At 20.9% G+C, this 2,474-nt stretch carries 1 protein-coding gene and 3 pseudogenes; 3 read left to right on the top strand and 1 reads right to left on the bottom strand.

Features of this window, described 5'->3' with window-relative positions; translation table 11 throughout:
- The 3 genes and pseudogenes from CW751_RS15595 to CW751_RS16145 form a co-directional block, all read left to right on the top strand.
- Positions 1-208, top strand: a pseudogene (locus CW751_RS15595) (hypothetical protein); the annotation flags it as partial.
- Positions 209-220: 12 nt separating this feature from the next.
- Positions 221-388, top strand: a pseudogene (locus CW751_RS16080) (hypothetical protein); the annotation flags it as partial.
- 254 nt (positions 389-642) lie between these two features.
- Complete coding sequence (locus CW751_RS16145; protein ID WP_240612596.1) at positions 643-1,044, top strand: hypothetical protein; 402 nt, start codon at positions 643-645, stop codon at positions 1,042-1,044.
- Here the strand turns inward: CW751_RS16145 and CW751_RS16075 are convergent.
- Positions 993-1,529: pseudogene (locus CW751_RS16075) on the bottom strand (NADH-quinone oxidoreductase subunit H). The gene CW751_RS16145 and the pseudogene CW751_RS16075 sit on opposite strands and share 52 nt — an antisense overlap.
- Positions 1,530-2,474: the final 945 nt, after the last annotated feature.

Raw genomic sequence — 2,474 nt, 5'->3', positions numbered from 1 at the left:
AGGTTCTAGAAATCCTTTAGGATTAAGAAGAGTATATGATAAAGTTTTTTTTCATCCATATTATAGAATTAGGGATATTTTTGGATTTGCTTTCTTTTTTGTTTTTTTTTTATTTATTTGTTTTTTGTTTCCTTATATTTTTATGGATGTAGAGAATTTTATTTCTTCTAATCCTTTGGTTACTCCCGTTCATATTCAACCTGAATGATATTTTTTATTTGCTTATACTATTTTACGTTCTATTTCTAGAAAAATTGGAGGAGTAATCGCTTTAGTTATATCGGTGGTTATTTTATATTTTTTACCTTTTTTTTTGAAGCATCGTTTTCGAAGAACTTTATTTTATTATTTTATAAAGTTTATATATTGGGTTTTTGTTGTAAATTGAATATTGTTAACATGAATTGGTGCGTGTGTTGTAGAATATCCATATATAGGGTTGGGGATAGTATTTAGTTTTTTGTATTTTATAATATTTATAGTTTTTTGAATAATTTATGAAATTCAGGATTTTATAATTTTATAAGTTGTGTTTGGCTTTATTTTAATTGTTTTGAAAACAATTTTTAAGAAATTTTCTTTAAAGTCTGATTGGTTAGTTTAAGTAAAACATAAATTTTGTAAATTTAAAATTAATTAAATATGAATGGAATAATGAATGGTAATATAATAATAAATATTGATAAAGGTAGAAATATTTTTCATCTTATTAATATTAATATATCATATCGAAATCGAGGATATGTTCCTCGTACTCAAATTAATATAATTGTGATTATGATTATAATTGTTATTGAAATGATAGATTTAATAGGACTAAAAAATATTATAGTTGAAATTATTCTTAAAATAAGTATTCTTAAATATTCTGATAGAAAAATTAAAGCAAATCATCCTCCTATATATTCAACATTGAAACCTGAAACTAATTCGGATTCTCCTTCTGCAAAATCGAATGGTCTACGATTAGTTTCTGCTAAACAAGAAGATAATCATATAATAAATAAGAGAATATTTCCAAAAAAAAAGTATAATATATACTGAGATTCTTCTATTTGAGTAAATGAATAGGATTGAGATAATAAAACTAAAAATAAAATGATTATGAAAAATGGTACTTCATAAGAAATTATTTGTGCAACTCTTCGAATAGATCCTAAATGACAATATTTTGAATTAGTTGATCATCCAATAAGTAGAATGAAATATACTCCTATTCTTGATAAAATAAAAAATATTAATAAATTATGTTTAATGTCAATTAAGGTTGAAAAATTATATATTATTAATGGGATTATGCATAGGGAGATAAATAAAGAAAGAAAAGGAGTTATAAATGATAATGTAAAGTTTATAGATTCTAAAGATAATAAATTTTTATTAAAAAGTTTAATAGCATCTCTAAAGGGTTGAAGAATTCCTATAATACCTACTTTATTAGGTCCTTTTCGAATTTGAATATATCTTAAAATTTTTCGTTCTAATAATGTATAAAAAGCTACTCTGATTAGAATTCTAAGGGAAATCAAAATAAAATTTAAAAATGAGGTAATTATATATAGTTAATTAGATTCTAATTCTAATGCATTATTCTGCCAATATTATAATACTATTATTTTCTTAGGTCCTTTCGTACTAGAAGAATTTTGTTAGAAGATAGAAACCGACCTGGTTTACACCGGTCTGAACTCAAATCATGTAATTTTTTAAAAGTCGAACAGACTTTCTTAATTAACTATTGCGTAAATTAGAATATTAAATCAACATCGAGGTTGCAATCTTTATTTTAAATAAGATCTTAAAAATTTTATTACACTGTTATCCCTACGGTAACTTAATTATGTTATTAATTATATTAGGTCAAATTAAATATTTAATATTATTAAAGTAATAATTAATTAACTGCCCCAGTTAAACTGAAGTGAAGTTCGATAGGGTCTTATCGTCTTTCTTTTTAAAAATTGTTTTTTTACAATTAAAATAATTTAAATAATTTTTTAAAAAAAATCTATTGAGATGTTAAGTCTTTTGTTCTAGTCTTTAATTAAAAGACAAATTATTATGCTACCTTAGCACAAAAGCGGCTATTTAAATTTCATTGAGCAGACTTTATTATTAATTAATGCTAATAAAAATGTTTTTGTTAAACAGTCACTCAATTTTGGATGAGTTTTTATTAAAAATATTAATAGTTTACTTATATTATCATTATATTTTTATGTAATATTTTTAAAAATATTATAATTTGAGAATTTTTATTAGTGTAAGTTATTATACTTTTTAAATACTATAAGTTTTTAATTTGATTTTAAAGATTTTAAATTGATTTAATAAATTATTTTATTAAATTTTATTTAAAATTATTTTTTTCTTTTTAAACCAGATATAATATATACGAAAATGTTTAATTTCTATTAATAATTTTAATAATTTTTTGAAATAAATATTATAAATATTAATAGATCATATAATTT

This window comes from Brumimicrobium salinarum (assembly GCF_002844555.1).
In the GTDB taxonomy this organism is placed as follows: Bacteria; Bacteroidota; Bacteroidia; order Flavobacteriales_D; family Crocinitomicaceae; genus Brumimicrobium; species Brumimicrobium salinarum.
This window is presented reverse-complemented; position numbering and strand designations above follow the sequence as displayed.

Excerpts from the sequence above, each read along its gene's own strand:
- CW751_RS16145 (WP_240612596.1), top strand. The coding sequence starts at position 643 with ATGAATGGAATAATGAATGGTAATATAATAATAAATATTGATAAAGGT.